Origin of the sequence: uncultured Ruegeria sp., from assembly GCF_947500045.1 — a bacterium.
GTDB lineage: Bacteria > Pseudomonadota > Alphaproteobacteria > Rhodobacterales > Rhodobacteraceae > Ruegeria.
Genome location: NZ_CANMQQ010000001.1, coordinates 331,745 through 355,023, shown reverse-complemented (window position 1 = coordinate 355,023; position 23,279 = coordinate 331,745). Strand labels below are relative to the sequence as shown.

At 57.1% G+C, this 23,279-nt stretch carries 27 protein-coding genes; 14 read left to right on the top strand and 13 right to left on the bottom strand.

The annotated features are described in order from the left end of the window. Positions 1–29: 29 nt before the first annotated feature. Positions 30–755, top strand: coding sequence for a hypothetical protein (locus Q1B46_RS01815; protein WP_299944132.1), 726 nt, complete (start codon positions 30–32; stop codon positions 753–755). 112 nt (positions 756–867) lie between these two features. On the opposite strand, the gene Q1B46_RS01810 is transcribed toward Q1B46_RS01815, so the two are convergent. Continuing rightward, positions 868–1,332, bottom strand: a complete 465-nt coding sequence (locus tag Q1B46_RS01810) for a hypothetical protein (protein ID WP_299659251.1) — start codon at positions 1,330–1,332, stop codon at positions 868–870. A 358-nt stretch (positions 1,333–1,690) separates the two neighbouring features. Between Q1B46_RS01810 and Q1B46_RS01805 the strand changes: the two genes are divergently transcribed. Continuing rightward, entirely contained in the window at positions 1,691–2,269 is a 579-nt protein-coding gene (locus Q1B46_RS01805; protein ID WP_299944129.1) for a thymidine kinase, read from the top strand. On the opposite strand, the gene Q1B46_RS01800 is transcribed toward Q1B46_RS01805, so the two are convergent. The 5 genes from Q1B46_RS01800 to Q1B46_RS01780 all read right to left on the bottom strand — a co-directional run bounded on the left by Q1B46_RS01800 (position 2,266) and on the right by Q1B46_RS01780 (position 5,461). Then, positions 2,266–3,216 (bottom strand): D-glycerate dehydrogenase, encoded by a 951-nt coding sequence (locus Q1B46_RS01800; RefSeq protein ID WP_299944127.1) that lies wholly within the window; start codon positions 3,214–3,216, stop codon positions 2,266–2,268. The genes Q1B46_RS01805 and Q1B46_RS01800 overlap by 4 nt on opposite strands. After that, complete coding sequence (locus Q1B46_RS01795) at positions 3,216–3,554, bottom strand: tRNA-binding protein (protein WP_299944124.1); 339 nt, start codon at positions 3,552–3,554, stop codon at positions 3,216–3,218. Before Q1B46_RS01795 ends, Q1B46_RS01800 begins: the two co-directional genes overlap by 1 nt. Then, positions 3,547–4,362, bottom strand: coding sequence for a pyrroline-5-carboxylate reductase (proC, locus tag Q1B46_RS01790; RefSeq protein ID WP_299944121.1), 816 nt, complete (start codon positions 4,360–4,362; stop codon positions 3,547–3,549). The genes Q1B46_RS01795 and proC overlap by 8 nt, the downstream gene beginning before the upstream one ends. A 34-nt stretch (positions 4,363–4,396) precedes the next feature. Then, positions 4,397–4,897: a YbjN domain-containing protein gene (locus Q1B46_RS01785; protein ID WP_299944119.1), complete on the bottom strand. Its 501-nt coding sequence runs from the start codon at positions 4,895–4,897 to the stop codon at positions 4,397–4,399. A gap of 315 nt (positions 4,898–5,212) precedes the next feature. Then, positions 5,213–5,461: an accessory factor UbiK family protein gene (locus Q1B46_RS01780; protein WP_299944116.1), complete on the bottom strand. Its 249-nt coding sequence runs from the start codon at positions 5,459–5,461 to the stop codon at positions 5,213–5,215. Between the two features lie 97 nt (positions 5,462–5,558). Between Q1B46_RS01780 and lgt the strand changes: the two genes are divergently transcribed. The 4 genes from lgt to Q1B46_RS01760 all read left to right on the top strand — a co-directional run bounded on the left by lgt (position 5,559) and on the right by Q1B46_RS01760 (position 9,775). Further along, a complete protein-coding gene (gene lgt, locus Q1B46_RS01775; RefSeq protein WP_299944113.1) occupies positions 5,559–6,446 on the top strand; it encodes a prolipoprotein diacylglyceryl transferase in 888 nt (295 codons plus the stop codon). Then, the gene (locus tag Q1B46_RS01770) at positions 6,443–7,510 is read left to right on the top strand and encodes an SAM-dependent methyltransferase (protein ID WP_299944108.1); all 1,068 of its coding nucleotides are present in this window, start codon (positions 6,443–6,445) and stop codon (positions 7,508–7,510) included. The genes lgt and Q1B46_RS01770 overlap by 4 nt, the downstream gene beginning before the upstream one ends. Then, entirely contained in the window at positions 7,507–8,265 is a 759-nt protein-coding gene (gene pgeF / locus Q1B46_RS01765; protein ID WP_299944105.1) for a peptidoglycan editing factor PgeF, read from the top strand. Before Q1B46_RS01770 ends, pgeF begins: the two co-directional genes overlap by 4 nt. A 727-nt stretch (positions 8,266–8,992) precedes the next feature. Then, a complete protein-coding gene (locus Q1B46_RS01760) occupies positions 8,993–9,775 on the top strand; it encodes a Hint domain-containing protein (RefSeq protein WP_299944103.1) in 783 nt (260 codons plus the stop codon). Between the two features lie 121 nt (positions 9,776–9,896). Here the strand turns inward: Q1B46_RS01760 and Q1B46_RS01755 are convergent, their stop codons facing one another. Then, positions 9,897–10,397 carry an Lrp/AsnC family transcriptional regulator gene (locus tag Q1B46_RS01755; protein WP_299659220.1) on the bottom strand — a complete coding sequence of 167 codons (501 nt, stop codon included), beginning with the start codon at positions 10,395–10,397 and terminating at the stop codon, positions 9,897–9,899. 227 nt (positions 10,398–10,624) lie between these two features. On the opposite strand from Q1B46_RS01755, the gene trxB reads away from it, so the two are divergent. The 4 genes from trxB to Q1B46_RS01735 all read left to right on the top strand — a co-directional run bounded on the left by trxB (position 10,625) and on the right by Q1B46_RS01735 (position 15,705). Next, positions 10,625–11,566, top strand: coding sequence for a thioredoxin-disulfide reductase (gene trxB / locus Q1B46_RS01750; RefSeq protein ID WP_299944098.1), 942 nt, complete (start codon positions 10,625–10,627; stop codon positions 11,564–11,566). 1 nt (position 11,567) lies between these two features. Then, the gene (locus tag Q1B46_RS01745) at positions 11,568–12,041 is read left to right on the top strand and encodes an RES family NAD+ phosphorylase (protein ID WP_299944095.1); all 474 of its coding nucleotides are present in this window, start codon (positions 11,568–11,570) and stop codon (positions 12,039–12,041) included. A 57-nt stretch (positions 12,042–12,098) separates the two neighbouring features. Further along, on the top strand, positions 12,099–13,784 hold the full coding sequence (locus Q1B46_RS01740) for an adenylate/guanylate cyclase domain-containing protein (protein ID WP_299944092.1): 1,686 nt from the start codon (positions 12,099–12,101) through the stop codon (positions 13,782–13,784). A 202-nt stretch (positions 13,785–13,986) separates the two neighbouring features. Beyond that, positions 13,987–15,705 carry a bifunctional sulfate adenylyltransferase/adenylylsulfate kinase gene (locus Q1B46_RS01735; RefSeq protein WP_299944089.1) on the top strand — a complete coding sequence of 573 codons (1,719 nt, stop codon included), beginning with the start codon at positions 13,987–13,989 and terminating at the stop codon, positions 15,703–15,705. 209 nt (positions 15,706–15,914) lie between these two features. Here Q1B46_RS01735 and Q1B46_RS01730 read toward each other — a convergent pair whose 3' ends face one another. The 3 genes from Q1B46_RS01730 to Q1B46_RS01720 form a co-directional block, all read right to left on the bottom strand. Beyond that, the gene (locus tag Q1B46_RS01730) at positions 15,915–16,802 is read right to left on the bottom strand and encodes a PhzF family phenazine biosynthesis protein (RefSeq protein ID WP_299944086.1); all 888 of its coding nucleotides are present in this window, start codon (positions 16,800–16,802) and stop codon (positions 15,915–15,917) included. A gap of 86 nt (positions 16,803–16,888) precedes the next feature. After that, entirely contained in the window at positions 16,889–17,113 is a 225-nt protein-coding gene (locus Q1B46_RS01725) for a DUF1150 family protein (protein WP_299659198.1), read from the bottom strand. Between the two features lie 5 nt (positions 17,114–17,118). After that, positions 17,119–17,532 carry an Hsp20 family protein gene (locus Q1B46_RS01720; RefSeq protein ID WP_010441788.1) on the bottom strand — a complete coding sequence of 138 codons (414 nt, stop codon included), beginning with the start codon at positions 17,530–17,532 and terminating at the stop codon, positions 17,119–17,121. A 164-nt stretch (positions 17,533–17,696) separates the two neighbouring features. On the opposite strand from Q1B46_RS01720, the gene Q1B46_RS01715 reads away from it, so the two are divergent. The 4 genes from Q1B46_RS01715 to Q1B46_RS01700 all read left to right on the top strand — a co-directional run bounded on the left by Q1B46_RS01715 (position 17,697) and on the right by Q1B46_RS01700 (position 20,312). Then, a complete protein-coding gene (locus Q1B46_RS01715) occupies positions 17,697–17,921 on the top strand; it encodes a DUF465 domain-containing protein (protein WP_299659193.1) in 225 nt (74 codons plus the stop codon). Positions 17,922–17,998: 77 nt separating this feature from the next. Then, entirely contained in the window at positions 17,999–18,484 is a 486-nt protein-coding gene (purE, locus tag Q1B46_RS01710) for a 5-(carboxyamino)imidazole ribonucleotide mutase (RefSeq protein WP_299944081.1), read from the top strand. Next, a complete protein-coding gene (locus Q1B46_RS01705; RefSeq protein WP_299944078.1) occupies positions 18,481–19,236 on the top strand; it encodes an NAD(P)-binding domain-containing protein in 756 nt (251 codons plus the stop codon). Before purE ends, Q1B46_RS01705 begins: the two co-directional genes overlap by 4 nt. A gap of 2 nt (positions 19,237–19,238) precedes the next feature. Next, the gene (locus Q1B46_RS01700; RefSeq protein WP_299944075.1) at positions 19,239–20,312 is read left to right on the top strand and encodes a 5-(carboxyamino)imidazole ribonucleotide synthase; all 1,074 of its coding nucleotides are present in this window, start codon (positions 19,239–19,241) and stop codon (positions 20,310–20,312) included. A gap of 54 nt (positions 20,313–20,366) precedes the next feature. Here the strand turns inward: Q1B46_RS01700 and Q1B46_RS01695 are convergent, their stop codons facing one another. Genes Q1B46_RS01695 through Q1B46_RS01685 form a run of 3 tightly spaced genes read right to left on the bottom strand, consistent with a single transcriptional unit; the run spans position 20,367 to position 23,169 of the window. After that, positions 20,367–21,518, bottom strand: coding sequence for an alpha-D-ribose 1-methylphosphonate 5-triphosphate diphosphatase (locus Q1B46_RS01695; protein WP_299944072.1), 1,152 nt, complete (start codon positions 21,516–21,518; stop codon positions 20,367–20,369). Continuing rightward, complete coding sequence (locus tag Q1B46_RS01690; RefSeq protein ID WP_299944069.1) at positions 21,515–22,288, bottom strand: alpha/beta fold hydrolase; 774 nt, start codon at positions 22,286–22,288, stop codon at positions 21,515–21,517. Before Q1B46_RS01690 ends, Q1B46_RS01695 begins: the two co-directional genes overlap by 4 nt. Positions 22,289–22,326: 38 nt before the next feature. Then, entirely contained in the window at positions 22,327–23,169 is an 843-nt protein-coding gene (locus Q1B46_RS01685) for a DMT family transporter (RefSeq protein ID WP_299944717.1), read from the bottom strand. Positions 23,170–23,279 lie beyond the last annotated feature (110 nt).

The window sequence follows — 23,279 nt, the reverse complement described above, 5'->3', positions numbered from 1 at the left end:
GAGTGGTGTAACGATGGGAGCCTTCAGGTATGGGAAAAACTATCAGAGTTGGAATGGCCGCACTGGTTGCCGCGCCGTTCATTGGGGTCATTTCAATCAGCGCAGCCGTCGCCGAGCCCCAGACCTGCACAGTCAACACAGCGCGGAGTGCCGCGAATGAAGGCGACTATGGAACGCTTTGCGGCTGCTCACACGTCACGCAGGGGTTTGTCACCCATCTGCAAAGACGCTCGGATTTGTCTTCGATCCTGCAAAAAACCGCGGCGCAATGTCCTGGATTAACTGATTTGCTCATCGACCTGCCGACCGCGTCAATTTCTAACGCAAGTTCCGGAGAGGGGCGCAACAGCGATCCTGCTGCTCGGTCAGCGACCGCAGGGGATGAAGAAAACTCTGACTCGAATTCTGGTGGAGGTTCCAGCCCCGGTGGCGGCGGGGGCACACCCGGTAACGGTGGTGACGCACCTGGTGACGGGGGCGACAACCCGGGCGATGGCGGCGGTAAACCCGGTGATGGGGGCGATAAACCTGGCAAAGGCGGTGGCAAAGGTGGCCACGGAAGCGACAAACCCGGCAAAGGCGGGGGCAATGGCGGCCACGGGGGTGACAAACCCGGCAAGGGTGGTGGCAATGGCGGCCACGGAGGCGACAAATCCGGCAAGGGTGGTGGTGCCAAAGGCAACAACGGTGGGGGTAATGGACCCGAAGGGGCTAGCCCCGGGCGCGGGAAGAATGCCAATAATGACGAAGGCTGAATGAGGGGGCACCCCTCGCGAAATCCAAAAGGCGGCACATAGGCCGCCTTTTTTTTCAACAAGGTTTCATCGCAAATCGATGCAGGGGCCTAGCAGCGTAGGGGCTGACACGTTAGCTTACGCTTTCTTCTTCAAGATGCAGTTTCATCTCGATCAGGACTTGCTGCAGCATGCTGGTCTCTTTCAACAGACGCTTTGCCTCGTTAACGGTGATGATGCCGTCTTCGATAGCGGACTGATATTCTGTCATCAGCATTGCAAATCGCTGGCTCAGCGCGATCACGTCCGAATTCACGCCACCGGTACGCGGGCTGTCAGAATTTCGCCCGTTGTTATATGACAAGGTAATACCCTGCAAATCCGCCAGTGCTGAAGTAACATGTGGATAGGCCGCAGCATTTTCCAGCTGCGCCACCGCGTCCACTGGCATGAAACGGTCGGCGTGTTCGGCATTGTCAGAGTAATATCGGCCCAGCGTGGCCTTGGATTTCCCGGTGATCTCACATGCTGCTTCGATCCCGACATCCTTTACCAATGCCTCGGTATGCTTCTTCAGATAGGCCCCGATATCTGCCATTTTGCTACCCTTGTTATATGCACTCCCGCCCCCCGCCTGTCCGTGCCGGGGGAAAGGGTAGGGAAATTTCCCATATTCGAGTCTTAATTGAAATGCCATTAATTGACTATCCCTCAGATATGCAGGGATTTTGTGAGTGAGTGGCGGCCGTTCGTGCCGGTAATGAGTGAATGCGAAGCAATATATTCGCTTTGCAATGTAAATTGGCCAAACCTAGGCCGACGACGCCGCTGTAGCGGATACGAGGTTATCCATCCCCATGAGCCTCTGCTCAACCTCGGCTGCCGTTGTAGCGGCGTCACTTTCCCCACCCGTCAGACGGCTTGCCCAGACCGGTCAGGCGAATTAGACCCACCGCATGGCAAAGCTCTATTTTAACTATTCGACGATGAACGCGGGCAAGTCGACCGTGTTGCTTCAGGCATCGCATAACTACCGCGAACGCGGGATGGATACATATCTGATGACCGCCGCCATCGATGGGCGCGCCGGTGAAGGGCGGATCGCATCGCGAATCGGAATTTCGGAACCGGCAGACATGTTCAGGCGCGATGACGATGTGTACGCAATGATCGAAAACCGCCTGAACAACGGCCAGATTGCCTGTGTGTTCATAGACGAGGCACAGTTTCTATCCGAGGATCAGGTTTGGCAGCTTGCGCGCGCAGTGGATGATTTAGGGGTTCCCGTACTGACCTATGGGTTGCGCGTCGATTTTCGGGGTAAGCTTTTCCCCGGATCAGCGGCGCTACTGGCATTGGCCGACGAGATGCGCGAAGTGCGCACTATCTGCGAATGCGGGCGAAAGGCGACAATGGTGATTCGTCAGGATGAGGGCGGAAACGCCATTACCGAAGGGGCGCAGGTGCAGATTGGCGGGAACGAAACCTATGTCTCGCTCTGCCGTAAGCACTGGCGCGAGGCTGTAGGATCTTAGACTGGGTTTGGCAAGGGTCGCCCAGCCACGAATGCCGCGACGTTATCCAGTGCCATATGGCCCATGTCGGTACGCACTTCTTCGGTGGCTGTCCCCAGATGAGGCAGCAGGGTCACATTCTCCATCTCTCGCAACGCGTGCGGGACCGTCGGTTCGAATTCGTAAACATCAAGTCCTGCGCCAGCGATCTGACCTGCTTGCAGCGCTGAGATCAAGGCAACCTCGTCCACCACTTCTCCGCGCGCGATGTTGACCAGAATACCCGTGGGCTTCATCGCCTCCATTACCTCAGCGTTGATCAAGTGCCGTGTCTCGGCGCCGCCAGGGACGGCTATGACAACAAAGTCTGCTGCCGAGGCCATTACACTTAGGTCGGGAATATATTCAGCAGGAAAATCCAGTTGCTTTGGGCTGCGTGATTGATAAGCGACGCTCATGCCAAACCCGAAGTGGCAACGCCGGGCAATGGCCTGCCCAATGCGGCCCATTCCGACGATGCCGACCTTTTTGCCAGTCACATGATGACCCAGCATCTGCGTCGGGTGCCATCCTTCCCACAGACCTGACCTGACCAGACGCTCCCCCTCGCCCGCGCGACGCGCGGTGGTCAACAATAGCGTCATCGCAATATCGGCAGTGGCATCGGTGACCGCACCCGGCGTGTTGGTGACCGCAATGCTTGCAGCACGAGCGGCGGCCACGTCGATATGATTGTAACCAACCCCGAAATTTGCCAGCAATTTGCAACGCGGCTGAGGCACTTGGGCCAAAATCTGTGCAGAGAACTGATCACCGAGCGTCGGGACCACGACGTCGAACTCTGTCAGCGCCTGTACCATCTCCTCTTGCGTCATGGGCGTCGTTATCTCGCGGACTACCGCGTCGAATTCTGCACGGGCGCGTGTCTCAACGGCTTCGGTCATCGGGCGGGCAATCAGCAGCTTCATCAGTGCATCCGCCCGCCGGTTGGAACCTCGCCATCCGGCCCGATCAACACGATCTCACCGTTTTCATCGGGCAGGCCGAGCACCAGAACCTCGGACATGAATCTGCCGATCTGGCGTGGCGGGAAATTAACCACCGCCATCACCTGTTTATCCACCAGCGTCGCGGGTTCGTAATGTGCGGTGACCTGAGCCGAAGTTTTACGTTCGCCGATCTCATCGCCAAAATCGATCCACATCTTGATTGCGGGCTTGCGGGCTTCTGGAAAGGGTTCGGCACGGATCACCCGGCCCACACGGATGTCGACTTTGAGAAAATCGTCGAATGAAATCTCACTCACGAGACAGCTCCTTGGATCGGTCGGTTGCGGCTTTGACCGCCCTGTGCAGCAAGGCCGGGAAACCCTCTTCTTCGTGCATCAAAACCTCAAGTGCAGCCTGAGTGGTTCCGTTGGGAGAGGTGACGTTAACCCGCAATTGCGAAGGATGATCATCCGCGGCCATCGCCAAGGCCCCTGCCCCGGCAACTGTGGATTTGGCCAGCTTCATCGACAGTTCTGGTGGCAAGCCGTGCGCTTCGCCCGCTTGCGCCAGCGTTTCGATCAGATGGAATACATAAGCTGGACCCGAACCGCTGACGCCGGTCACTGCATCAATCTGCGCCTCATCATCCAGCCGCACCGTCTGACCAATCGCCGAGAGCAGATCTTCGGCCAGCACGTTATCTGCATCCGAGGTCGCGGAATTCCCGATCAACGCCGTGATCCCTTGCCGAACCGCAGCAGGCGTATTTGGCATTGCCCGGATGATTGGCGTGTCTGCCCCCAGAACATCTTCAAAAGTGGCCAGTGACGTGCCTGCCGCGACCGAAATGAACAGACTTTCACCGCCGCCCAGCGCTTGAATGGCAGGCAGGGCTTTGCCCATCATTTGGGGTTTAACGGCCACCAGAACCACAGCCGGGGCCTCGGGAAGAGGTGTGTTGATGTTGACACCCTGCGCCTTCAGCCAGTCCGAGGGGTAAGGGTCTATCACCCAGACCGAGGCTGCTGGCAGGCCATGTTCCAACCAGCCCGCAAGCATCGCTGACCCCATCTTGCCGCACCCCAGAAGCACCAGCCCCTGTTCCGCAACGCGCGAGATATCCATGTTTGCCCCTCCCAATTTGGTTTGGGGCAAAGCTTTACGCGCGGCCGTAAGCCTCTGCAATGGCCACTTGCATTGCATTTTCGGGGTCGCGGTTTCCCCATGTGACCAGCTGAATCGCGGGGTAATAGCGCTCGGCGCTCAGCACGGCGGCGGTGATCATGGTGTCAATCTGTTCCGGGCTGGCCGACTGCCCCCCGGTCAAAACCAGGCCATAACGATAAACCATCAGTTTCTGATTGGCCCAGTAGGTAAACGCCCCGGCCCAACACTGATCATTCATCTTGTTCAACAGCTCATAAAGCTCTGGCTCCCGCTCGGACGGCGGTTCCATTTCGAACGAACACACCATACGAAGCGTTTCGTCGTAATTCGACCAGGCCAATGTGATCGAGTATGTGCGCCACTGCCCTTCGACAGCCATCGCAATCTGATCATCCCCGATCCGGTCAAAATCCCAATCGTGATGTTCGGCAAGATGTTCAACTATATCGATCGGATGAAGGTCTTCTTCGAGAAACTGTTCGGAAAGGGCCATAATGCCACCTCACTAATCTCTAGCATTTTGGGGCTGACAGCGCCCCAGCGCTAGTTGCCTGCTCTACAAGCCGGGCTTCCCCAGTCTGCCTGTACTAAATATGGTGCGACGGGCGGCAGGTTCTGGCAACCCTATTTATTGGGGATAACAGCAATAAGTTGTGGACAGTTGGCAACGGCGATCAAAATATTGGCTTCTCACGCAGCTTTGTCTTGATTATGTCCTACAGAGCGGCACAATACCCAACACCGCACAACCCAAGCTCGGATTGCGCGGCGGATGCATTTTGCCCAATACTCAGGAATTTCACGGACGTTACTTGCCTTGCTTCGCCTCAAGTGCGGCAATGCGTTGCTCGAGCGCAGCATTTTCTTCACGCGCCTTCTGCGCCATGGCACGCACCGCGTCGAACTCTTCCCGGGTGACAAAGTCGCGATCTGCCAACCAGCGGTCCATCATGGATTTCATCGCATTCTCGGCCTCTTCCCGCGCCCCTTGCGCGACACCCATGGCGTTGGTCATGAGTTGAGACATATCGTCCAAAATCTTGTTGCGGGTTTGCATGGGCTTTCTCCGATTACACGATTGCTCTCTATATGGGTAAAGAATGGCCCGGGCTCAAGGTTGACTTGCCCCGCAAACCCCGGGCAATGAGACGCACATGCAGGCTGTTTTAAATTTCCCCGATCTGTCGCCCGAAATATTCTCGATCTCACTGTTCGGGATGGAGTTTGCGCTGCGCTGGTATGCGCTGGCCTATATCGTCGGTATCCTGATCGCATGGCGTATGGCGTTGACGGCACTTCGACGCCCTGCGCTTTGGGCGGATGAAACGCCACCGATGCGTCCCGACCAGCTTGAGGATTTGGTTACCTGGATCATTCTGGGGGTCATTCTGGGCGGGCGCCTGGGGTTTGTTCTGTTCTATCAGCCTGCATACTACCTGTCACATCCGCTGGAAATACTGATGGTCTGGCAGGGTGGCATGGCGTTTCATGGCGGCTTGCTGGGCGTAATCATAGCCACCTACGTGTTTGGCAGGCGTCACAGTATTCCGATCCTGTCGCTGGCTGATTTGGTCGCCTGCACTGTGCCGCCGGGGTTGTTGCTGGGTCGGTTGGCCAATTTCACCAATGCCGAGCTTTGGGGGCGGCCCAGCGAAGTGCCCTGGGCGGTGATATTTCCCGGTGCTGCCGCACAGGATTGCCCTGGCATTGTCGCTGGAATGTGCGCCCGCCACCCGTCGCAACTGTATGAAGCGGGGCTTGAGGGTCTGGCCCTCGGCGCGGTACTGGTTTGGCTGGCATTTCGGCGCGGGACATTTCATAAACCCGGGCTGATCATGGGTGTCTTTTTGGCAGGTTATGGCGCATCGCGATTCTTTGTAGAATTCTTCCGCCAACCCGACGCGCAGTTTGTCTCACCCGGGAACCCACTGGGTCTTGCGTGGCAGATCGGAGGATATGGGCTGACCATGGGACAGCTCTTGTCGCTGCCGATGATCGGGCTTGGTCTTTGGTTCGCGTTGCGGGCACGACGCAGGTCATGAACCTGAAAGATCATCTGCTGCTCCGGATTCAAAACGATGGTCCCATGACCATCGCCGATTACATGACCGATTGCCTGATGCATCCAGTGCATGGGTATTACGCCACCCGCGATCCGCTGGGTGTTCAGGGCGACTTCATCACCGCCCCAGAGATCAGCCAGATGTTCGGAGAGCTCATCGGCCTGTGTCTGGCACAAACCTGGCTCGAACAAGGAAAGCCCAAGCGGTTCATTCTGGCCGAGCTTGGCCCGGGCCGCGGCACATTGATGGCGGACATCCTGCGGGCAACAAAGAGCGTCCCTGGCTTTCACGAAGCGGCAGAGATCGCGCTTCTCGAAGCTTCTCCTGTTCTGCGCGACATACAGTTGAAAACTCTGCAGGGGTATAAACCTCAGTGGATCGAGGTCATGGCTGATCTGGCAGACCTCCCGCTTTTTTTGGTGGCCAACGAGTTCTTCGATGCCCTCCCCATTCGGCAATTCCTGCGCGATGGTGAAAGCTGGCGAGAAAGATTGGTTGGAGCCGATGGCACTTCACTTGCGTTTGGTCTTGGTCCACAAGCGGCACAAACTGCCCTGAGCGAGCGTCTGGAGGACACGCAGGATGGCGATCTTGTAGAGCTTTGCGCGACTGCCGTTCCTATTCTCAGTGCCGCAGCCGGACAGATTGCACGCAACGGCGGGGCAGCTTTGATCATCGATTACGGTGACTGGCGATCACTCGGGGATACCCTGCAGGCCTTACAAGCGCACGAGACCACCGATCCGCTTGATCAACCGGGTCAGGCGGACCTGACGGCACATGTCGATTTTGAGGCTCTGGCAATCGCTACCCGCGCCTCGGGCTGCGCGCACACCAAGTTGACACCACAGGGCGTGTTCCTTGAACGGCTCGGGATCACGGCACGCGCGCAATCGCTCACGGCTTCGCTCGGCGGGACGCAGCTTGAGGAACTGATTGCGGCACATCGACGGTTGACGCACCCCGACGAAATGGGAAACTTGTTCAAAGTACTGGGCCTATATCCTCAAAACGCCGCATCGCCACCGGGACTGGAACCATGACCTTGGAAATCCTCACCTCTGACCTGTTGACCCCGGTTCGACACGGATTCTTCAGCCGTCGCGGCGGCGCATCTTCGGGTATCTACGAGGGGCTCAATTGTGGAACCGGGTCAACAGATTTGGCTGAAGTGGTGGCCCTTAACCGTCGACGTGTCGCCAACGCGATGGAGGTTACGCCCGAAACCATGATTGGCGTGCATCAGGTGCATTCTCCGACTGTTATCACCGTAGATGGACCTATTAAGGGTGATAAACCCAAGGCTGACGCAGTTGTCACGTCAACGCCCGGCCTCGCCCTGACGATACTGACTGCGGATTGTCAGCCTGTTCTGCTGGCCGATCCTGACGCAAAAGTGATCGGTGCGGCCCACGCCGGTTGGCGCGGTGCGCTGGACGGTGTATTGGAAGCGACTTTGGACGCAATGGAAGCACTGGGGGCTGCAAGAGAAAACATCGCTGCGGCAATTGGTCCGACCATCTCGCAACGCGCATATGAAGTGGGTCCCGAATTTCTGGACAGCTTCGTTGCTGACTCGCCCAATAACACGCGTTTCTTTGCAAATGGCGAAGGGGATCGCCTGCATTTTGACCTACCAGCGTTTGGCCTGCATCGCTTGCGTCAGGCCGGAATTGGCGCGGCTGAATGGATTAAATACTGCACGTATTCCGACCCCGGCAGGTTTTATTCCTACCGGCGCTCGACCCACGCCAACGAGGTCGATTACGGCAGATTGATTTCTGCGATCAGACTGTAGATCTGGCCTGAATTAAGGCAGCATTGCCCAGATTCTGCCACATTTATTGTGTTTATCTAAATCAGAATCGTCTCAAATTTTCACCAGTGCTCAGACGGTTACCCCAACGAGGGGCAGCTGAGTGTCGGTGTCGTCAGCCAAGAGGTAACTGAAACCTTCATATTGTCCTTAATTCATCCCGGATCAGCCATATAGGCGCCGCAAAGCAGCGTCACATTTGGTTCACAGACGGGAACCGGGCCATTCGCCCCATCGAAGCAGGATAATGAACATGAAGATGAAATCGCGCTTTCTCAATGCCGTTTTCGCGGCTGTCAGAGATCAGGAACCAGAAATGCCCTGGAAACGGGTTTCAAGTCACTCTGTCAGAGTTGCACGCCGATTGGCGGCAAGACGCTGACACAGCAACCCCACGAGACTAGCTGCCGGTCTCAACGGGCAAAGCACATGCCGGAGGAAGCTCCGGTTCGGTATGTGCGGTCGCGAACAAGATTGCGACCATGTTTCGGAGCGTGTGTGTGCAGGCAATTGAAGCCTGCGGTTTACGAGTTTGTCTGGGGGGTCATGAACTTGACCAAAACACTGGTGTTTTCTTTGTGCGGCGCAACGCTATTGCGGCGATCAGCCTGTGTTTATCCCTTTGATTAAAGACAAAGAACATAGCCGTCTGGCGATATTGCACGGGGGTTCAAGACGCCCGGACGGAATTTAGAGGGGACGGAATATTATGCCTATTCCAAATTCTCTGGCCCGCGCGGCCAGAAATGCGGCCGAGACGTCAGCGCTGTTGCGTGAAACGCCTCGCCCGGCAACAACACCAAAAGCGCAGCTTCGACGATATGAAGTCTCTAGTCTGTTGAAAAATGGGGATGTTTCACAGACACGTCATATCGCTCCGGCGCTGCCGATGTTCGAAGATGCGTTCTGCGCCTTCACGCGTGGTTCGCTGGTCGAGACATCGCAAGGCCCGATGGCCATCGAAGACCTGCTGCCGGGAGATGACGTTCTCACTCAGGACGGATCATCCGAGACGGTCTTATGGAAGGGCTCTGTGACCCTGATCCCCGGGCGTGAGGATTCGCGTGGACGTACCCGCCCGCTGACCCGGATCATGGCCGACACGTTCGGAATGCAAAAGCCGATGTCAGGGGTCATCGCTGGCCCTGCAGCGCGATTGCTCGCTACGCCGGCGCATATGCGTCATCTGCGTGCGGGCCAACCGATGCTGACCCCTGTTCACGAGTTTCAGGACGGCATGAGCGTGATTGAAACGCTGCCGCCAACACCGGTCGAACTGTTCCACATTTGCGTCGCGCGTCATTCGGTGATCCGCGTCGATGGTCTGCAATTCGAGACGTATCACCCGGGTGTTAATGCTGTGCGTATGATCAGCCACTCTTTGCGTTCGATCTATTTGAATCTATTCTCACATATCGAATCGCTGAATGATTTTGGACCGTTGCTCTTGCCACGGGCCGGAGATGGTGAAATTGACGCTTTGACAGCGTGATTTTTTGTTAACGATTACTGCAAGTGCGGGGGCAACATGCAGATACTACTAATTTGGGCTCTATCCCTGGGTGTGGCAGCCATACTGTCACCTTGCGCAGTGGACCAGTCTGGTGTCCGGATCAGGCCGTCCGGTTCATCCGGTCTTCCAGTACGTCAAATGGTACGCCTGGCTCGTCTTTTGCGCCTCGGATAACAAGCGAAGTTTTTACACTGGCCACGTTCGGCGTGGTCAGCAACTCGCCTGTCAGAAACTGCTGAAAACCGCTGAGATCCGGTGCGACGCATTTCAGGATGAAATCTACCTCACCGTTCAACATGTGGCATTCGCGAACCAATGGCCATTCCCGGCACCGATCTTCAAATGCGCTGAGTTCGGATTCGGCCTGGCTTTCCAATCCGACCATGGCAAAGACCTGTACCTCGAACCCCAGTTCGCGGGCGTTCACCTCTGCATGATAGCCATGGATATAGCCCGATTCCTCGAGCGTTCGCACCCGTCGCAAACAAGGTGGGGCCGATATTCCGACGCGTTTGGCAAGCTCAACATTGGTCATTCGACCATCGGCTTGTAGCTCCGCAAGTATCTTGCGGTCGATTTCATCCAACCGGGTCGTGACCATCGAGTGCTCCTGACTTTTTCAGTTGTTATATCAGCAGCCCCGAAGGGCGCAATAATATTTCACAGCTGAGCAATTTTCGTTACCTCAGATATAGAATTGCCCGTCTAGTCAACCTTTGGGTGCATCACAGACTTGCAACATGAAGGGGCTTTAAGCCCTGACCCTTGGACGCTATATCGATCCGAACCGGACAACATGTCCGTCAAGGCCGATCGAGTGGGGGTACCATGGCTGAAACACGACACACCAAGGTTTTGATCATCGGGTCGGGACCCGCCGGATATACGGCGGGCGTATATGCCAGCCGCGCCATGTTGGAGCCGATTCTGGTTCAGGGGATCGAGCCCGGAGGGCAGCTGACCACCACCACCGAGGTTGAGAACTGGCCGGGCGACACCGAGGTACAAGGCCCCGATCTGATGGTGCGCATGCAAGACCACGCCAAGGCCATGGGATGCGAAGTTATTGGCGACATCATCAGCAATTTAGACCTGAGCCAGCGCCCCTTCACCGCCAAAGGCGATAGTGGAACGATCTACACCGCTGACGCCGTGATTCTGGCCACAGGCGCGCGCGCCAAATGGCTGGGCCTGCCATCTGAAGAGAAGTTCAAAGGCTTCGGTGTCTCGGCCTGTGCTACCTGTGATGGTTTCTTCTATCGCGGGCAGGAAATCGTCGTGATTGGTGGCGGCAATACCGCCGTGGAAGAGGCGCTGTTCCTGACCAATTTCGCCAGCAAGGTCACTTTGATCCACCGCCGCGATGAATTGCGGGCTGAGAAGATTCTGCAGGACCGCCTGATGAAAAATGACAAGATCGAACCGCTCTGGTTCCATCAGTTGGAAGAGGTGGTCGGCACCGATGCCCCGCTGGGTGTCGAGGGCGTGCGCGTCAAGAATGTCAAAACCGGCGAGGTCACAGAAGTTCCTTGTAAAGGTGTTTTTGTCGCCATCGGTCATGCGCCTGCAAATGAGTTGGTCAAGGACACGCTGGAAACCCATATGGGGGGCTATGTCATCACCAAACCCGGAACCACCGAGACCTCGGTTCCGGGCGTGTTTGCGGCAGGTGATCTGACCGATCATGTGTATCGCCAGGCTGTCACCAGCGCTGGAATGGGCTGTATGGCCGCGCTGGATGCAGAACGATTCCTGGCGGAGAACGACTAGGATGATCACGGAATTCTCCGGCCCTGTCTGGAGAATTCTGTTCCACTCTCAGTCAGACAACCCGCTGGCACCTGCCCGCGCGCCCGAAGGTCGGTTTCATCATTCCGGGCAGTTTGCGCTTTATGCCTCGTTTAGTGTGGAAGGCGCCGGTATCGCCATCAAGCGCTATGTATCCAAAAACGATCTGCCGAGAGTGATACAACGGTTTCAAATCTCAAAGGCCCGGTTGCTTGATATCCGCGGACAGGCTTCCGCCTCTATCGTCTGGCAGCAGTTACGGGAAACCGGCGCCCTTTCTCCGACTTGGAGATATTCGGATGATGCTCGTGCCACAGGAGCAGATGGGCTGCTATACAGCTCGCGTTCGCGGCCCGAACTCAGCCATCTTGTGTTGTTCAGTGTTGGTCCCCAGCTGATAAAACCAGCAAGTGCGGCAGAGGACTGGTTCCCAGAAAGGTGCTATGGCTCGTCTTGACCGAGGCACTGCGCCGTATCAGGATCGAACTAACAAACGCGAAGAACAGGTGAGCTTTTGGAAAACGCTCTTTGGCGCGGCGGATGGATAAGCCGCCTGAGAATCGCAAGCGGTCTGGTGCTGTTTGTCTTTGCGTTCTTTCATTTCATCAATATCGGTTTGGGACTGTTTCATACCGACATGCTGCACGGGATGCAGGATGGGCGCAAAACTGTTAGCCGCCACGGGATTGGCAGCGTTCTGTTATACGCAGCGCTGCTGGTTCACGCGGGGCTCGCACTGGTCTCGATCGCGCAACGGCGCACATTAAGAATGCCTTTCAGCGTTGCACTGCAAGTGGTTCTGGGCCTTTTGATTCCACTGCAACTGATTTCACATCTGGTCCAGACCCGATATGCGCACGAAATATTCGGCGTGAACGACGAGATGGGTTACATCATCATCCTGATGTGGCCCAACAGTGCGATCTGGTTGCAAAGCCTGCTGTTGCTTCTGGTGTGGGCGCACGGCTGCATCGGATTGCATATGTGGCTGCGGTTGACGAGCTGGTGGCGAAACATGGTGCCGTATCTGATCGGGCTCGCCGTATTTGTACCCAGTTTTGCGCTGGCAGGGCTTTTGACCGAGGGGCGCCGCATCTGGTTGGATTTTGCCGACCCAGACCTGCGTGAACAATATATTGAACATTACAACTGGCCTTCTGCCGAGACGTTCCAGTCGCTGTTTTCCGTCAAGGACAACACCTTGATGGTCTTTTGGGGCGCGCTTGCTTTAACCGGGCTGATCTACGTTGCTCGTAAACTATGGCGGCGGAGGCATTCGGTCCGGGTCCGCTATGTGAACGGTCCTGAAATCGTCTCCGAAAAAGGCATGACATTGCTTGAGATGTCGCACGCCAACGGTATTCCACACACGGCCTTATGTGGCGGCAAGGGACGCTGCACAACCTGTCGTGTTGTCGTTGAACATGGGGTCGGTCATCTGCATCCACCCACCGAGATCGAGGCCCGTAGCCTGAATGCCGTCGGCGCGCCCGAGGGTACACGTCTGGCCTGCCAGATACGACCAACCGACCCCGTGACCGTGTTTCGTGTGTTCAGGCCTGACGGCGCACGCGATCGGGCCCATGCCAGTCAGGGTCAGGAAAGGCAATTGGCGGTTCTATTTCTGGACATGCGTGGATTTACCGCCCGCACGACCGGGCAACTCCCTTATGATATCGTGTTCCTTTTGAACCGTTTTTTTGACGCGATTGTGCCCGCAATCACTGCGCAGGGCGGGACAGTCGACAAATATATGGGCGATGGTCTGTTGGCGATGTTCGAAACGGCTGACACAACTGGTTCGGCCCGCGCAGGGCTTCGTGCAGCAGCCGATATTGGCCGTGCATTGGAGCGATTCAATCAGCAGCTTGCAGCAGAGGGCAGTTCACCCGTGCGCATAGGAATGGGACTGCATCTCGGCGATCTCGTTCTGGGTGAGATCGGTGCCGCAAAACACGCTCCCCGCACCATCATCGGAGACGCGGTAAATGTTGCCAGCCGACTGGAGGCAGAGACCAAGGCGTTAGGCGTCGAACTTTTGGTCTCGGAAACCCTGCTGGAGGCGGCGGGATTGCACTGTAATCCTGATGAATTGCGCGCGTTCAGCTTGCGCGGTGTATCCGGTCCGGTCTCTGCCTTGCCGGTCGAGCAGGCTTCGGACCTTGAGGCACATGCCAGCCCATGGGAACAGATTGCCTGACAAAGCCCATTATGCCGGAATTTCGTGGGATTTTCTCAGCACTCAGCAATAAAATTCGGAATTTCTTTCCATCTCAGGAAAAAACCATGCATATCGTCCTTTGTTCTTTCCTGTCTATGGACTTCACCCGCAGCTCGGGGCACATGCCCGGAAAACACCTCTGACTCAAATAAGCAAACCACACTGCGATAAGAGAATTCAAATGACGATGCTAAGCAATCTGGCCCCGATCCCCGAACTCTTTGTTTCTTATGAATCCGCACAGAAGCTGAAGGTCGAAGCCGCGGACCTGACCAGTTGGGACCTGAGCCCACGGCAGATCTGTGACCTGGATCTGCTGATGAATGGCGGCTTCAACCCGCTCAAAGGTTTCCTGAGCGAGGCTGACTACGACAACGTGGTCGAGAATATGCGCCTGGCCGACGGAACGCTGTGGCCGATGCCGATCACTCTGGATGTCGATGAAGACTTCGCCGAGAAGATCGAACTGGGTCAGGACATTGCTCTGCGCGATCAGGAAGGTGTCATTCTGGGAACAATGACGGTGACCGACCGCTGGACGCCTGACAAGGCGCGTGAGGCCGAGAAGGTGTTCGGCGCTGACGATGATGCGCATCCGGCCGTGAATTACCTGCACAACGTGGCAGGCAAAGTCTATCTGGGGGGGCCGGTGGTCGGTATCCAGCAGCCTGTGCACTATGATTTCAAAGCGCGCCGTGACACGCCGAACGAGTTGCGTGCGTATTTCCGCAAGCTGGGTTGGCGACGGATTGTGGCGTTCCAGACCCGCAATCCGCTGCACCGCGCACATCAGGAACTGACTTTCCGTGCTGCCAAGGAGGCGCAGGCCAACCTGCTGATCCATCCGGTCGTGGGCCTGACCAAACCCGGCGACGTGGATCATTTCACGCGCGTGCGCTGCTATGAGGCCGTGCTTGATAAATACCCGGCATCGACCACCTCAATGTCGCTCCTGAACCTCGCGATGCGCATGGCTGGCCCGCGCGAGGCGGTCTGGCACGGGCTTATCCGTGCAAACCATGGCTGCACCCATTTCATCGTAGGTCGTGATCACGCGGGGCCGGGCAAAAATTCGGCCGGCGAAGATTTTTATGGACCTTATGACGCTCAGGATCTTTTCCGAAAATATCAGGACGAGATTGGCGTCGAGATGGTCGACTTCAAACATATGGTCTACGTGCAGGAGCGTGCCCAGTACGAGCCAAATGACGAGATTCTGGATAAGGACAACGTAACGATCCTGAACATCTCGGGTACCGAATTGCGCCGTCGTTTGCGCGAAGGGCTGGAGATTCCGGAATGGTTCTCATTCCCCGAAGTTGTGCAGGAGCTTCGCAATCGTTTCCCTCCGCGGTCGCAACAAGGGTTCACGGTTTTCTTCACTGGCTTTTCAGGGTCCGGCAAGTCCACCATTGCCAACGCCCTGATGGTCAAACTGATGGAAACCGGAGATCGTCCTGTCACCTTGCTGGATGGTGATATCGTGCGTAAGAACCTGTCATCCGAGCTGGGTTTCTCGAAAGAACATCGCGACTTGAACATCCGCCGCATTGGCTATGTGGCCAGCGAGATCACCAAGAACGGCGGCATTGCGATCTGCGCGCCGATTGCACCCTATGCCACCACCCGGAGGGCAGTGCGCGAAGAGATCGAACAGTTTGGTGCCTTCTGCGAAGTGCATGTTGCAACCAGCATCGAGGAATGTGAGCGCCGTGACCGCAAGGGCCTGTACAAGCTGGCGCGCGAGGGCAAGATCAAGGAGTTCACCGGGATTTCTGACCCCTATGACGCGCCTGAAGATCCCGAGTTGCGCGTAGAGACCGAAAACGTCGAGGTCGACAACTGCGCTCATCAGGTTCTGTTGAAACTGGAAAGCATGGGTTTGATAGCAGCCGGTTAAGCGCCTTGCTAAATTATGAAATAGCCTCCGAATATCGGAGGCTATTTCAGTTTCGAGGCTCAGAAACGGCCCGTGAACGTTGCAGATAGTTGCAGATACCAGGCTCTTATCTGGACGCTTCGTGTAAGAAACACGCAATTGATCAGGTGTCGAGGTCGACTACACTGATTGCGTGGATGACCCCTTGGTCACAATTGAAACCTATCGCGCTAGGCGGCGTCATCCGGCAGATTTACCTGCCCGCGCATCAGGACGTGACCGCGCCCTGCGACTTTGATCCCGGTCATGGCCTCGGCAGGGCCCACGCGCGTCACTCGCGCTTGTCCGGGGCGGCCCATATCGTGCCCCTGCTCGGCGATGAAAGTGTCCTTGTTCATCAATCCGTGCTTCCAAAGATACGCCGCCATCGCACCGGTCGCCGAGCCGGTGAAAGGGTCTTCGGGCGGGCTGGGCGGTGCCAGCAACAAGCGCGAGAATGTGTCGCCTGCATCGGTAGCGCCGTTGAGAGTCACCAGAAACGGCTCTGCCATGTCGGAGCCGGAAAACCCCGCCTTTGCAGCCACTTCGCGCAGAGGACCTTCGGCAAGTTTCGCGGCACGCAGGGCCTCATGATCCAGAAGGACGGTGATGCAGAAAGGCAGGCCCGTCGAAACCATCTGGGGCGGAGAAATGATCGCGTCTTCCGGCAATCCTACGGCGGCGGCCACCAACGTGGCGGGCACAGGCGCGCCAAACTGCGGGGCTACTTGCGTCATTTCAATCTCATCGCCTTGCAGCGTGATTGAGACAATCCCTGCCCCGGTTTCGAGCGTCAATGCTTCCCCTTGAAACAATCCGCGTGATTGCATCGCGGCGACTGTGGCGATGGTTGGGTGCCCTGCAAAGGGAATCTCGCGGCTGGCAAGGAAATAGCGGACCCGAACGTCGGCCACCGAGGAAGGACCGGTAAAGGTGCATTCAACCAAAGAAGTCTCGCGCACATAAGCCATGCAGACCTCATCCGAAAGCCCTGCCCCGCCATGTACTACTGCGCAGCCATTGCCACCAAAGGCGCGATCGCTGAAGGCGTCCACCCAGTCGAAATCATACCAGCGCATGCTGCCCACTCCTGCTTTGCGTTCTGCTGCAAGATCATCGCAGCCGCGGCAAATGTCACGTCAATTCAGTAGAGTGTGTGGCCGTTTCAGTGTACCGCTACCGGTGACAGGTCATGTTCGCGAGCCAGTACAAAGGCCAACTTGCGGTCCGCCACCAGCGCCAGTTGTTGACCATCGGAATCGTGCACCGCGTAAAGCTGATCCAGATCGCCTGCCTGTTCGCGCAGATTCTGCGGCAGGTCAGCCACATCCACTGCTTTTACATAAACGATCCGATTGCCTTCGGTGTTAATGTCGATCGGTGTATTCATTGCTCTTACCCCTTCTTGATGTTGATTGTTTGAACCACGGTTTCGGGCACGGCGCGGGTCAGATCCACATGCAGCAGACCGTTCTCCATAATCGCCTCACCCACCTCGACGCCATCAGCCAGCACGAACATGCGCTGAAACTGGCGGGCCGCGATGCCGCGGTGCAGGAAGATGCGCCCTTCGCTGTCATCGCGTTGACGGCCCCGGATCACCAGCTGGCGATCCTCGATGGTGATCGACAGGTCCTCTTCCGCAAACCCGGCCACGGCCAGCGTGATGCGATAGGAAAAATCCGAGGTCTGCTCGATATTATAGGGCGGGTATCCTTCATTTCCGGCCTTTGCAGACCGTTCCAGAAGGCGTTCCAACTGCTCGAACCCCAAAAGATGCGGGTATGAGCCTAAGGTAAGTTTCGACACGTATCATCGTCCTTCATTGTCAAAGCGACGTATTGAGCGGCCCCATTCTGGCAACCGCGTGTTATAGAATATGGGAAGATACAGGGATGTCCACAAGGTCTGGCCGGATAAACCCTGACACACTATCTTGTGTCGAAAGCACCACTTGTAACACTGAGTCGTCCATGAACGCGCCTACCGATCTTTCGATGAAAACCGATGAAGTCCTGCGGGTGGAATTGGAGGTCTTTCGCCGCCAGCACCGTGATCTGGACGAAGCGATCGAAGCTTTGCAGGCCAAGGGAACCTCGGACCAACTGACGATCAAGCGGCTGAAAAAGCAGAAATTGCGCCTTAAGGACATCATGCGCTTGATCGAAGACCGTCTGACCCCCGATATCATCGCCTGAGGCGTGCGGAACGCATTGCCACATAAGCGGATTTGGCTATAGTGCGCGCTCTTTCCGAAGGCAGGGGCGCAAAGGCAATGAGCGATGTGAAAGTAGGGATCATCATGGGCAGCCAGTCGGACTGGTCCACCATGAAAGAGGCCGCCGATATTCTGGATGAGCTGGGCATCGCGTATGAGGCGCGTATCGTCTCGGCCCACCGCACGCCTGATCGCCTTTGGGACTACGGCAAAACCGCTGTTTCACGCGGCTTGCAGGTCATTGTCGCGGGTGCGGGCGGTGCGGCGCATTTGCCCGGAATGATGGCGTCGAAAACCCGCGTGCCGGTGATTGGTGTCCCGGTACAGACCCGGGCGTTGTCGGGCGTGGATTCGCTGTATTCCATCGTGCAAATGCCCAAAGGGTTTCCAGTTGCAACGATGGCGATTGGATCAGCTGGCGGCGCTAATGCGGGGTTAATGGCGGCAGGCATTCTTGCGCTTCAAGACCCGACACTGGCCGAGCGGTTGGATGCCTGGCGTGAAGCCCTGTCCGCCTCAATCCCCCAAGTGCCGCAGGGATGAAGCGTATTGGCCTCATCGGGACGGGTCATATCGCAGCCCCAATAGTGCGGCTGTTGGCCTCGAAGGGTCGTGACATCTATGTCACCGAACGCAATGCGCAGGTGTCTTCGGCCTTGCAGGCCGAACTTGGGATCAGTGTTGCCCCCCCGCAAGACGTGATCGACGTCTCTGACATCGTGTTCCTCTGCCTGCGCCCCCAGGTTGCCGCTGATATTCTGACGCCTCTGACGTTTCGAGCGGATCAACAGATCGTTTCCGTGATGGCGGCAGTGCCACAGAGCCAGCTTTTGACGCTTTGTGCGCCTGTATCGGATTTCGTGCAGACCATTCCTCTGGGTTTCTTGCAAACCGGAGGCTGCCCGCTTGCCGCCTACGGCAACGACCGCCTTCTGACAGAGCTGTTTGAACCCGAAAACCCCGTGGTGAAGGTTGCCGACGAAGCGGCCTTGAACGCCCATTTTGCCATTTGTGCCATGGTGCCCGGTTTTCTGGACCTGATGGCAACCGGTGCCGAATGGCTGGCCGACCAGACCGGGGATAAGGATAAGGCAGAGTTTTACATCACGCAGCTCATGTCCGGCTTTTTGGCAACGATGCACAAAGGGCAAGCAGGTCAGCTGGCTGCAGAGCGCGACGCGCTTGCGACCGACGGCACGCTGAGCCTTCAGATGACAGATACCCTACAGTCCGAGGGCGCGCATGATGCGTTGCGCGCTGCTCTGACTGCGATTGGCAAACGATTGGAGACGTGACGATGGCAGATATGCTCAACCCCGGTGCGACCATCGGAATATTGGGCGGTGGTCAGCTGGGCCGGATGTTGTCCGTCGCAGCAGCGCGGTTGGGGTTCAAAACCCACATCTTCGAGCCGGGCGCCAACCCGCCCGCGGGCCAAGTGGCTGATCGTGTCACTACTGCGGCATATGATGATGCCGAAGCGCTGAAGGCTTTCGCAGATTCGGTGGATGTGATCACTTATGAGTTCGAGAACATCCCCACACAGGCGCTGGATTTGCTCGAAGAACACCGCCCCATCCGTCCCGGCCGCGAAGCGCTGCGGGTCAGTCAGGACAGGCTCACCGAAAAGGCATTCCTGCAGGAGCTGGGCCTTAAAACTGCACCGTTTGCTGACGTCACCAACCTAGACGGCCTGCGCGATGCGCTTGACGCGATCGGCACCCCTGCGATCCTGAAGACCCGACGCTTTGGCTATGACGGAAAGGGCCAGGCCCGTCTGAACACACCGGAAGATGCCGAGGCTGCATTGGCAGATATGGCAGGCGCACCTTCCATTCTGGAGGGGTTCGTGGATTTCACCCATGAGGTTTCGGTCATCGCCGCGCGTGGTATTGACGGTCAGGTCGCGTGTTTCGATCCGGGCGAGAATGTGCACCGCGACGGTATCCTGCATACGACGACCATTCCTGCGCGCCTGTCTCCGGCGCAACGGATGGATGCGGTTCTGCTGGCAGCCAATATCCTAAATGCGTTGGACTATGTTGGCGTGATGGGGGTTGAGCTGTTCGTGACAGCGCAGGGCTTGATCGTGAATGAAGTCGCACCCCGCGTTCACAACTCGGGTCACTGGACGCAGAACGGCTGCGCGGTGGATCAATTCGAACAGCATATTCGTGCCGTGGCTGGTTGGCCCTTGTGTGACGGACAACGGCATTCGGATGTGGTTATGGAGAACCTGATCGGCTCTGACATGGATCGGGTACCTGAACTGGCGCGTGAACAGGATGTTGCGCTACATCTCTATGGCAAGGCCGAAGTCAAGGCAGGCCGCAAGATGGGTCACTTTAACCGGATCGTGCGTAAGGGTTAATCGCGTCTGCGCGCGATGCCTCCGGGGGGGTATTTTGGCCAGATGAAGGATAGATTAGTTCAAAAAGCGGGTCGCGATGCTGCCGGACATGTAGCTCACATTTCCGCCTGACACTGTAGCCGCAACACGGTGGGTTGCCGCATCCAGTATCAGCAGATCTGCGCGTTTGCCCGGCAGCAGCGTTCCGCGATCTGAAAGGCCCAGCACCTCGGCCGGACCGGATGAGACCAGCGCCCAGGCACCCGCCATATCCAGAAGCCCGGATTTCGCCAACATCAGCGCGGCACGACGTGGGCTGGGGTAGTGATAATCCGATGCCAGGGCATCACACAGACCCATCGCGATCAGGTCAACAGCGCTGGCGTTGCCCTTGTGTGAACCGCCCCTCACCACGTTGGGTGAGCCCAGGATCACGTGATCTCTGCCTGCCTTTGCAGCCTCTGCTGCTTCGAGCGTTTCCGGAAACTCCGAAATATTAACGCCTCGTTCGCGCCAATCCGCACGATCCTGAGACGTGGCATCATCATGGCTACCCAGCCGGACACCCCTTTCGATGAGTTCAGTACACAGCGTATCCAGCGCATCAGGCACTTCGGCCCTGCGTGCATGCATTGATAGCAGCAATTCGAAATGAGCTTCGGGGTTGCGCCCTGCTTTCAGTGCCTGTCCTGTCAAACGCGGCGGCTTGCGCCCTTCGGCCAGCCGATCATGTGGCAGATGATCGTTCAAGACCACATAAGGCACTTGCCAGTGTTCGATCAATTCTGGCAGTCCCTCATAATCGTCCAGCATATGGGTTTCAAAGCGCAGTTGCGGGATCAGATCTGTCACCACATCATCCCGGACCGAGGTGATGGCCTCAAAAACCTGTCCGGCAAATTCGGGGCCACGTACGCCGCCCTCCCAGCTGTGGAACTGTGCCAGAACGGCTGTAGTAATGCCATTCGCGGCCAGTTCAGCCTCGACCGACAGGATACCCTCTGCCATCTGTTTCATGGCGCCGCGACGAGGTGCGATATGGCGTTCAAACCCGTCACCATGCAAATCAATGATGCCCGGCAGTATGAGGTAACCTGACAGATCGACCTGCCGCCCTGCCCCGTCGGACTGCACGACACCATCCGCGATGGACAGCTCGGTACGCGAAAGCCCCTGGCCCGGCAGCAACACCTGTGCCCCGGTCATGGTGAGTTCCAAAGGGATCATCGCGTAGGCTCCGAGTCGGGTTCCGAGCAGTCTTCCCCCAAGCAGATCTGATCGATGATATCCGTCACCCCGTCCAGCCAGGTTATCTGGGGGTCGAATTGCCCAAACTCGATGAAATGCAGGGTCTGCGCCATGACACGTGGGTTGTTCATCATAAACGTATGCGTCACCGGCAGGACGATGTGATCCGACATACCGTCAACCTTGGTGCTCTCAATCGATACCTTTCCATCGTCCGGCCCATCGATCAGAGACGAGAATAACGGGTTCAACGAGTTTTCGCCCGCGATTACTCCAAGATCAAAATCCACAGGCGGTAAGCGGCGCGGAATACCTTCGGGGCCCGTACCCAATGCCAACCCGGCTGGGCCGTTCAGTAGGCCGAATACTTCCCAGGCCCCAAGCTCGTCCACCAGCTGGCTGCCCTGATTTGGGGGGCCAAGCATCACGACGCGCCCCAAATTCTCAGGATCGTTATTCTGCAACCAATATCGAAGCAAAATACCGCCCATCGAATGGGCCACGACATTCACCGTGTCATCGCCGCAGGCTGCAAAGGCATCGGGCAGTGTTTGGTCGGCAAGTTCCGGTATTGGCAAGTCGGTCGAGGGGTAACCGGGCCGCACAACCGTATAGTCATGGGCATGAAAAAGCTGCTCCATGACGGTGAACGAGGCTTCAGTACGCGCAAGACCGTGAAGCAGGACAACGCATTTTGCGTGGGTAACTGCGGGCGCGAGGCACAGAAAGAGGGCTGCAAGAAACTTCATACCCGCCAAATAAGACCTAACCTAAGCCGAGGGAACCCCTAGCCACGGCCTCGGCGCATCACGGCCAACGCAATGCCGCCCAGAACAAAGCCAGCGCCCAGCAACAACCGCAGGCTTGCGACCTCAGCCAGCAGGAAAACCCCTGCTGCAATGGCAATGACCGGCACGCTGAGCTGCACGATCGCGGCTATGGCTGGCGAAAGCTGCGGCACGACACGGTACCACAGCGCATAGCCCAAACCGGACGTTACACCCCCGGATAGAGCAGCCAATGCATAGCCAAATAAAGACATCTGCCAATCAATGCCAAACGCCAACAGGGACAATCCTGTAACGGGCAATGCAACTATGAAATTTGCAGCCGTTCCCGACAAAGCATCGGGTTCAGATCGTCCTACGATAGAATAGATTGCCCATCCGATCCCGGCAGCCGTCATCAGGCTGACCCCTCTTGGATCAATCTGCAGTGCCTCGGTGGGCCAAAGAACAAACGCCAAGCCCCCCAGCGCGATACCGGCACCTGAAACCTGTCGCCACGTGGGCGCGGAACCCGACACCGCTCCAATCGCAAACATAGTAATCTGCACGACGCCAAACAGGATCAACGCGCCAAGCCCTGCATCGAGTGTTAGATACGCAGCCGAAAACCCCACCATGTAGAGTGACAAGGATCCCGCGCCAACGACGCGTCGACGACTGAACACAGGGATCGCGTCACCCCGCAAAAAAACCAGCGCAACCAAAACCAACGCACCTGACAACACCCGAATGATCGCAAATCCCGCAGGATCACTGGCACCGCCATCGATGGCCAGCCGATTCAGGATCGAATTCGCCGCAAAGGCACACATGGTCAGAGCGGTTAAAAGAAACAGTCGCATATCAAACATCTAGCGGATCAGGTTGGGATTGCACACTCACGTTCGGATGCAAAGTCTGCGCTTCATTTTCAGTGAAAACTCTATCGGCCACATAGCGAGCGCTCCAACGG

Excerpts from the sequence above, each read along its gene's own strand:
- Q1B46_RS01815 (WP_299944132.1), top strand. The coding sequence starts at position 30 with ATGGGAAAAACTATCAGAGTTGGAATGGCCGCACTGGTTGCCGCGCCG.
- Q1B46_RS01810 (WP_299659251.1), bottom strand. The coding sequence starts at position 1,332 with ATGGCAGATATCGGGGCCTATCTGAAGAAGCATACCGAGGCATTGGTA.
- Q1B46_RS01805 (WP_299944129.1), top strand. The coding sequence starts at position 1,691 with ATGGCAAAGCTCTATTTTAACTATTCGACGATGAACGCGGGCAAGTCG.
- Q1B46_RS01800 (WP_299944127.1), bottom strand. The coding sequence starts at position 3,216 with ATGAAGCTGCTGATTGCCCGCCCGATGACCGAAGCCGTTGAGACACGC.
- proC (WP_299944121.1), bottom strand. The coding sequence starts at position 4,362 with ATGGATATCTCGCGCGTTGCGGAACAGGGGCTGGTGCTTCTGGGGTGC.
- Q1B46_RS01785 (WP_299944119.1), bottom strand. The coding sequence starts at position 4,897 with ATGGCCCTTTCCGAACAGTTTCTCGAAGAAGACCTTCATCCGATCGAT.
- Q1B46_RS01780 (WP_299944116.1), bottom strand. The coding sequence starts at position 5,461 with ATGCAAACCCGCAACAAGATTTTGGACGATATGTCTCAACTCATGACC.
- lgt (WP_299944113.1), top strand. The coding sequence starts at position 5,559 with ATGCAGGCTGTTTTAAATTTCCCCGATCTGTCGCCCGAAATATTCTCG.
- Q1B46_RS01770 (WP_299944108.1), top strand. The coding sequence starts at position 6,443 with ATGAACCTGAAAGATCATCTGCTGCTCCGGATTCAAAACGATGGTCCC.
- pgeF (WP_299944105.1), top strand. The coding sequence starts at position 7,507 with ATGACCTTGGAAATCCTCACCTCTGACCTGTTGACCCCGGTTCGACAC.
- Q1B46_RS01760 (WP_299944103.1), top strand. The coding sequence starts at position 8,993 with ATGCCTATTCCAAATTCTCTGGCCCGCGCGGCCAGAAATGCGGCCGAG.
- Q1B46_RS01755 (WP_299659220.1), bottom strand. The coding sequence starts at position 10,397 with ATGGTCACGACCCGGTTGGATGAAATCGACCGCAAGATACTTGCGGAG.
- trxB (WP_299944098.1), top strand. The coding sequence starts at position 10,625 with ATGGCTGAAACACGACACACCAAGGTTTTGATCATCGGGTCGGGACCC.
- Q1B46_RS01745 (WP_299944095.1), top strand. The coding sequence starts at position 11,568 with ATGATCACGGAATTCTCCGGCCCTGTCTGGAGAATTCTGTTCCACTCT.
- Q1B46_RS01735 (WP_299944089.1), top strand. The coding sequence starts at position 13,987 with ATGACGATGCTAAGCAATCTGGCCCCGATCCCCGAACTCTTTGTTTCT.
- Q1B46_RS01730 (WP_299944086.1), bottom strand. The coding sequence starts at position 16,802 with ATGCGCTGGTATGATTTCGACTGGGTGGACGCCTTCAGCGATCGCGCC.
- Q1B46_RS01725 (WP_299659198.1), bottom strand. The coding sequence starts at position 17,113 with ATGAATACACCGATCGACATTAACACCGAAGGCAATCGGATCGTTTAT.
- Q1B46_RS01715 (WP_299659193.1), top strand. The coding sequence starts at position 17,697 with ATGAACGCGCCTACCGATCTTTCGATGAAAACCGATGAAGTCCTGCGG.
- purE (WP_299944081.1), top strand. The coding sequence starts at position 17,999 with ATGAGCGATGTGAAAGTAGGGATCATCATGGGCAGCCAGTCGGACTGG.
- Q1B46_RS01705 (WP_299944078.1), top strand. The coding sequence starts at position 18,481 with ATGAAGCGTATTGGCCTCATCGGGACGGGTCATATCGCAGCCCCAATA.
- Q1B46_RS01700 (WP_299944075.1), top strand. The coding sequence starts at position 19,239 with ATGGCAGATATGCTCAACCCCGGTGCGACCATCGGAATATTGGGCGGT.
- Q1B46_RS01695 (WP_299944072.1), bottom strand. The coding sequence starts at position 21,518 with ATGATCCCTTTGGAACTCACCATGACCGGGGCACAGGTGTTGCTGCCG.
- Q1B46_RS01690 (WP_299944069.1), bottom strand. The coding sequence starts at position 22,288 with ATGAAGTTTCTTGCAGCCCTCTTTCTGTGCCTCGCGCCCGCAGTTACC.
- Q1B46_RS01685 (WP_299944717.1), bottom strand. The coding sequence starts at position 23,169 with ATGCGACTGTTTCTTTTAACCGCTCTGACCATGTGTGCCTTTGCGGCG.